Origin of the sequence: Roseateles sp., assembly GCF_049240545.1 — a bacterium.
Taxonomy (GTDB): domain Bacteria; phylum Pseudomonadota; class Gammaproteobacteria; order Burkholderiales; family Burkholderiaceae_C; genus Paucibacter_A.
In genome coordinates this window covers 6481-13097 of sequence record NZ_JBMLSK010000345.1, presented here as the reverse complement: position 1 = coordinate 13097, position 6617 = coordinate 6481, and the positions used below count along the sequence as shown (strand labels likewise).

Below are 6617 nucleotides of genomic sequence, written 5' to 3'. Positions count from 1 at the left end.
CAGCAGCCGGTCGGCCTGCGCCCGCTCGTCGGCGGTCATGTCCCGCCAGCCGGCGCGCGACGGCAGCACCGTGGCCAGCACGCCCGGCACGTAGTCGATGGCGTCCACATGCAGGCCCAGCAGGTGCGGCGGCGCCGTCAGCTTGACCTCGCGGCCGTCCAGGCGGGCCACGCCGCGGAAGTGCGCCCAGTAGAGCCTGGTCGGGAAAGCTTCGGAGATCACAGAGCGATCCTTTCGTGCTGCCGGCGCCAAGCCTTGGAACCCAGCAGCAGCCAGGCCAGGACGCCACATGCCTGAACAACCGGGCCCAGCAAACCGGGCTCCGCGTACTGCAGGGCCGCGCCGAACAGCAGGCCCGACAACAGCAGCAGGTGTTGCCAGCGCACGATTGGGTCTGTGTCCGGGGTCATCATCCCGGCGCGGCAGGTGATGACGACGAAGGCGGCGATGACCGCCACCGCGTGCACGATCTTGAGCGCGTCCATCATTGCGAGGAGACCTTGCGCGCCACCAGGCGCTTGAGAGTTCGGCCGGCCCACACCAGAAGGGCCGGCCAGTCGTGGCCTACACCCGCGATGGCCAGCGAAACAGGCACCAGCAGGTAGCGCGATGGCACCTCCCATCCGGCCTGCCTGATTGCGTGCTCCAGCAGTGCGGACACCGCGCCCGTGAGCAGCAGCGACAGCGTTGTGAGCCACGCCACCCAGGCCAGGGCCACCCAGCGGGTGACGACCTCGGGCCGGCGCATCAGCGACGAGACCGCGCCCACGATGGCGGCGGCCATGATAACGAGGTACGGGCCGGCGTACTGTGCGATCTCGCCGCCGGCCAGCGCCGTCACCGCGACAGTGGCGACCGCTACCGCGTCGAGGTGCGGATCACTGGTGGGGGCGGGCATCGTGTCTCCAGACGTAGAGGGCCACCAGCGCTGCCGCGGCGATGCCGAGCCATGCGGTGAGGGTCGTGCCGGTGGCCGCAGAGCAGAGATTGCCGCCAGGCGGCGGTGCGGTCAGTGGGAAGGCCAGCCGGCACCCGGCGCGCAGTGCCGATTCAACGGCCAGCCACACGGCGACCACCGACAGGGGCTTGCCCCAGAAGGCGAGCGCCACGATCAGCCACGCCGCGCAGGCCTCGAAGCCGTAGGCGACATAGGCAAGCGCCGCGGCCGTGCCGACACCGAGATCGACCAGCAGCGGCACGCCGAAGTGCACAGCGGCACCCAGCAGCAAGACGCTACTTGCTTTCTTCACCGGGGCCGCCGTCACGGGCCGGGGACTTCTTCAGCGCTGCGCGGATACGCGCCAGCAGGCTGCGGAACAGGTCAAGCAGTGCGGTAGTCATCAGTCGTCCTTTTGCATGCGTGCTTACATTCGGCTGTCGCTACGGGCGTGCTCATGTCTGCCGCAGCTCCCACAACAGATTTTCCATCTCAAGGCTCAATCCATCCCTTGATCTCAAGCGAGGCGTCAGACCTCGACGCTGCCAGCGTGCCGCCCGTCGAATACCAGATCGATTGCCATTGGCTGAACGGCAACTCGATGCCGTCATAAGTGACGGTCATGTTTCCGGCGTTGGTCTTTTGCTCAAAATTCTGGTTAATTTCGTGGCTCGACGAGTCGTGCCAGAAATAGCCAGCGTGCGTGCCGGTGGATGCTGTGCTAACCGTGTGCGTGTCCTTCATGACCACGGCGGTAGCCAGCGGGCTGATGTAGCCCCCGCATCGTAACTCAACAGCCAATGCAACGGCGCCGCCGCTTGTAAAATTGGGGTCTGCCAAATTGACCATTTTGGCTTTGACCACGCTGCCTGCGTCGGCGATGTTGCGCACCTCGGCCGTGTCGAAATAGAAGCACCCAAGGTAGACATAATAAGCAAAGCCGGGAGGCGCAGGCAGAAGGAAGTCGTAGGCGCCAACCGTGCCAATAGTTTGCAGCGTGACTTGGCCGGAAACGTTGGCCGTGATCGTCGTGACGCGCCCAGAAAAGGCGCCGGCCTCAGATATCACCAGGCAATCTGTATTGGCCAAATTGTTTGTGCCGCCCCATGCGTAAGTCGTCGCCGTCAAGGCGTGCACGCCCTCGCCGGCTTTGATGAGCGGCACATTTGACCCGGAAACAGTCCCCGCGCGCAAGAATGGCATGAGACGCAGAACTGCCGCGCCGTCGCCGCTATTGGCGCAGGCGAAAACCGCATACCAATTTTCGGTGTGAACCGCCGATTCGGCGCCCAGGTTGCTGGAGGTTGACGCAGCCTTGCTTGCTGGCATGGCAAACGTCGGGGCTCGGCCGCGGGTGTAGTGTCCACGGACCCGGAAGCCGCCCATGGGCGCGTGGTTGCGAGACACGCGCACGCTTGTTGCATTGACGTAGATTATCGAATCGCGCGGTCCGGCCGGGATGTCGTTGAGTGCACTGGACAGGTTTTCTTGCAATGCCGCGCCTGCGCGGGTTACTTTTGCGTCAAGGTTACCCAGCCCGTCAATATTTGGCTTGTTTCCTTTGGCGGAAGAAAAGTCTCCATCGGTGTTGTAGTCTGCGCGGCTGACAATTTCGCGCAGCTTTTCCAGTAGGGTGCGATCAACGGCCCCGGCGTCGCCTGTCTGCGCAAAGCCCAAAAGCGCCGGGCCTTTGCCTGCGGCGGTGCTGGCGAGGTCGGCGCGCAGCGCATCACCTTGCCAGTTGTCAACGGTGCCTTCAGGGACCGCCACATCAGCCGAATCAGTGACGACGAACTTGTAAGACAGCGCCGGGTCGAGGTAGATCGACGCCCGCCCGGTACTGTCCAAAATCACAGGGTTCGTGTTCGGCGTGGTGAGCGCAGCGGTGGTGTAGGTCGCCTGCGGGGTGGTCGTGCCGGCAACGTAGGTGAACACCTTGCCCCCGGAGTTGTCGGAGCCGTCAGCCTTGGTGCTGTGGTACTTGATGGCGGTGAGAGCGGTCAATTCAGGCTCCAGAAATGAAAAAACCCGCACGAAGCGGGTTTGATGGGGTGCCGGTTGGGCGGTACAGTGGGCGGGTCTTCAGGGAGAAGAAGTGAGCGACTTCATAGAGTTCAAGCTATGGAAAGCCGGGGTATTCCTCTGCTTCGTAGCCGTCTGGGGCTTCTATTGCGGCATCACTGGCCGCCCACTAGACCCACGGGAGTGGCGCGCAAAAGATTCAACTGAAGGCGAGGATCGGAAGTGATGCGCGCCAGCGCGTTGCTGGGCTGCTGAACCAGCCTGTTTTGCACCGGGCCTGACAACGCAGCGGTACGCGCAGCAGGCCGCGCCAACATGGCGCCCATCATCAGAGGGTTAGCCGTTGCCATCGACAGCGAGCCGCCCAAAGCCCAATCAAGCGGGCTGGTCTGCGGCAGGCTCCCCATTCCTTCAATGGCTTGCGATGCCTTCGGGAAGGTCGAGGCGAAATTCGCAACGTCCCGCAGTTCGCCGGCCAACGGCTTGCCCTTCTTCAGTTCGCCGGCCAGTTTGCGCGCGTCAACGCTGCCCGAAGCCGGGTTCAGCGCCTTCTCTACGGTGTAGGTCTTGGCGATCTGCTGGCGGGCTTGCTTGAAGGCTTGCAGCATGTCGGGTTGCCCGATGGCCTGAAGGTGGCCTTCTAGGGCATCTTCCAGCGCCTTGGCTGCGGCTTTGGATGCGCGGGCCACGTCCGTATTGCCTGCGCGGAAACCGTCATCTGCTGCGGTGCGGAGTTGCTTGATCTTCTCCACCGCCGCAGCGGCATCAAAGGCAGGCGACTTGAGCGACTCCACCAAGTCCAGAACTGGACTCGGCTTGGCATTGGGGAAGGCTTGAGCCGACTTCACAAACGGTGCCGCAATGTCGTCAAGCGCTTGCATGTAGGCTTGCGAAGCCTGCACCGTGCCGGTCTGCCCGATGGCGTTGTACGCGGCGCCGGCTTGCTTGCGAATGCCGGCCAGCAGATCAGGCGTCAGCTTGGTATCGCCGGGCAGCCCCAAGGCTTCGGCGGCGAGCTTGTTGGTGACGCCCTGGTTCCGCGCGCTGGCGTTCTGTGCCGTGGTGATCTTGCCCGACAGCCCCTCAAGCATCCGATTGGCTAGCGTCGGCTTGGCTTGGGTCGGCGGGATGACGTAACCAGCCTGCCGCGCCGCTTGGATGGCCGCTTGCAGTTCTGGCGTCTGCGCAGGGCCGCGCAAGGTGCTGCCGATGGCCTGCGAACCCTTGCCCACAAGCTGAGACGCACCCGGCAGGATGCCGCCAATCAACATGCCCGCGCCTGCATCTTCAGGGTTCACCAGCCCCGCAGACAGCCCGCCAGAGGCCGCGCCGCCCACAGTACGCAGCGCCAGGCCGCCCGCACCCTTCACACCACCGGCAGACATGCCAGCGGTACGCAGGGCATCCAGCGCAGGCGCAGCACGCGCAGCCATCGCAGGGGCAACCCGGCCAAGCACATTGGCAGCAGCACCGCCCGCGCCCATCGTGCCGGCGATCTCAGCGCCCAGCTTGCCACCCTTGAAGGCCAGCGAGTTGGTATCGGCGCCCAGCTCAGTCAGGCCAGCGTCCATGCCTGCGCGGCGGTCTTGCCCAACAATGTCATACCCGCCGATGTTCAGCGGCTTGCCGTTGTTCAGCGCACGGGCTGCGGCGTCAACAGGTGCAAGGATGGTCGCGCCAATGGAGCCTGCGCCACGCACAGCACCAGCAGCCATATCGCCAGCGCCTTGCTTGAGGCGGTCGGCCATCGTCGGCTCAGGCTTGGGGGCGTCAAGCTGCGACACGTCATAGCCGTTGGCCTTCAGCTTCTCGTACAACTGCGCCTTGGTTGTGCCATCGGGCACACCTTGAAGCAGCGTGCCATCGGGTAGGCGAACGTCCATTACTTCAGGTCTCCCCAGTTGACCGCGCCGCTTGCAGGCTTGGCGGCAGACGGCGTGCCGTTGATGGATGCGTACTTGCGTTGCAGCGTTTCCACCTCAGACAGCGCGGCCAAACGTTCGGCAATCGGCACCGTGCGATCACCCACGCGGCCAGCCATCGTGGTGTAGTTCTGCACGTCGATGTTCGACTGCGGGCCTTCCATGCGCGGCACGTTGGCAACCAACCACCCGGACAGGGCCTCAAGGCGGGCGGCGTCTTGTGCACCTTTGGTCGTGACGCCCACAGAGCGGCCAGCGGCGTCCATGACGTTGCCGATCCCGCTGTCGGTGGCCTTGCCGGCTTGCAAGATGCGGCGGGCATCACCGATGGCCGACAGCATCTGCTGGCCTTGTCGGTCGCGGTCTTTGCGCTCGTTGGCCGTGCGTTCTTCAGCGGCTGACATGGGCGGGCGAACGCCGGGAACGATGGCGGGCTCAAGGCCGTTCTTCGTGGTGCGAATGAAAACCCGGTTGCCCTGCGCGTCCATCGCTTCCACTGGCTGCGAGTAGTTCACCGAGGTCTGAGCCGCGCCGGCCCGCTTCTGCTCAAGCTGGAAGTCTTGGAAGCTGCCCTTGTAGCCCTGCTGTTGTGCAAACTGGTACTCACGCACGGCAGACGGCACGGCTTCGGCCTTCTCAGGCGCGCGATAGGCTTCCTGCACGCCGTCTTGCCCGATCTTCACCAGCGAGCCGCCGACCACCTTGTATTCGGGCGCCTTGGGTGCAGGCATGGCTTGGTTCAGGTAGTCCATCGGCGCCACCAACCCCGAGCGCATGGCGCCGTGCAGCATCTGCAAGCGCGGGTCCACCGGGCGCATCTGCGCGGCGTTCTGCACGGTCGGGCCGCCACCGCCTTGCAATGCCGCTTGGCTGGCCTGCATCTGCGGCGAGGGGATGGACTGCTGAAACTGCGCCAAGGCGTTGCGCTGCTGGGCGGCTTGGGCCATCTCTTCCTGTGCGGCTTGCATCCGCATCTTGCCGAGCGCGTTGGCCTGCTGGGCGTTCTGCAACTGGTACACCTGCGCCAGAGCGTTCACCGGGCTGTCCATCTGCGGCAGTTGGTAGCCGCGTGCGAGGATGTTTGCGATGCTCATAGATCAGCCCCCGTTGCGCAGCAGGTTCAGGTACTGGTTCTGCTGGTTGTAGTTCGCCATCTGCCCGAAAGCGTTCATCCAGTTCTGAGCGTTGCCCACGTAGGCGCCGGCCTGGTTGTTGCCTGCGGTCTGCAAGGCGTTGCCCACGTTGTTGGCGTAGTTGGAACCCGCAGCAGTGGTGCTGCCAGTGGCCTGCTGGCCGATGCCTGCAATGCCTGCGAGGCGGTTGTAAGACTCGTTGAGCTTGGTGCCTGCGTAGTCCTGGCCGTAGCGCTGCAAAGCCTTCTGCTGAGCCCCGCTGTAGGTCATGCCACGCGAGGCCGCGCCGCTGTTCAGGGCGTTCGTGCCTTGCTGCAGACCGAATTGGTAGTCGGCCTGTTTGGTGATGGCTGACGGGTCGCTCAAGAGCCCCTGAATCTGGCTCAGCGCGTCATAGCCGGCCTGACGGTATGGCTTGTAGTCGGCCCGCGTCTGGTCGTACATGTACTTCTGCAAGGCGTTGGACGACTCCAACCCCGCATTGGCCGCATCGGCTGCTTTGTTGTTGGAGTAGTTGCCGTACAGCGCTCCGCCAAGTTGCAGCCACGTATTCAGATCGCCACCGCCAGTAGACATTGCGCTCCCCAACATGGACGGGTCAAC

8 protein-coding genes are annotated in these 6617 nt (G+C 64.3%); all 8 read right to left on the bottom strand.

Going from position 1 to position 6617, the window contains the following annotated elements; genetic code table 11:
* Positions 1 to 222, bottom strand: a 222-nt coding sequence (locus ACOVRJ_RS21440; protein ID WP_422045851.1) for a hypothetical protein, incomplete at its 3' end; no start/stop codon positions are given.
* Positions 219 to 488: a hypothetical protein gene (locus tag ACOVRJ_RS21435; protein WP_422045850.1), complete on the bottom strand. Its 270-nt coding sequence runs from the start codon at positions 486 to 488 to the stop codon at positions 219 to 221. The genes ACOVRJ_RS21435 and ACOVRJ_RS21440, both read right to left, overlap by 4 nt.
* Positions 485 to 898 (bottom strand): hypothetical protein, encoded by a 414-nt coding sequence (locus ACOVRJ_RS21430; RefSeq protein WP_422045849.1) that lies wholly within the window; start codon positions 896 to 898, stop codon positions 485 to 487. The genes ACOVRJ_RS21435 and ACOVRJ_RS21430 overlap by 4 nt, the downstream gene beginning before the upstream one ends.
* Positions 879 to 1229 (bottom strand): hypothetical protein, encoded by a 351-nt coding sequence (locus ACOVRJ_RS21425; protein WP_422045848.1) that lies wholly within the window; start codon positions 1227 to 1229, stop codon positions 879 to 881. Before ACOVRJ_RS21425 ends, ACOVRJ_RS21430 begins: the two co-directional genes overlap by 20 nt.
* 200 nt (positions 1230 to 1429) lie before the next feature.
* Positions 1430 to 2941, bottom strand: coding sequence for a hypothetical protein (locus ACOVRJ_RS21420; protein ID WP_422045847.1), 1512 nt, complete (start codon positions 2939 to 2941; stop codon positions 1430 to 1432).
* A gap of 173 nt (positions 2942 to 3114) precedes the next feature.
* A complete protein-coding gene (locus ACOVRJ_RS21415) occupies positions 3115 to 4842 on the bottom strand; it encodes a hypothetical protein (RefSeq protein ID WP_422045846.1) in 1728 nt (575 codons plus the stop codon).
* A complete protein-coding gene (locus ACOVRJ_RS21410; RefSeq protein ID WP_422045845.1) occupies positions 4842 to 5975 on the bottom strand; it encodes a hypothetical protein in 1134 nt (377 codons plus the stop codon). Before ACOVRJ_RS21410 ends, ACOVRJ_RS21415 begins: the two co-directional genes overlap by 1 nt.
* 3 nt (positions 5976 to 5978) lie before the next feature.
* A partial coding sequence (locus tag ACOVRJ_RS21405) for a hypothetical protein (protein WP_422045844.1) occupies positions 5979 to 6617 on the bottom strand: 639 nt, incomplete at its 5' end.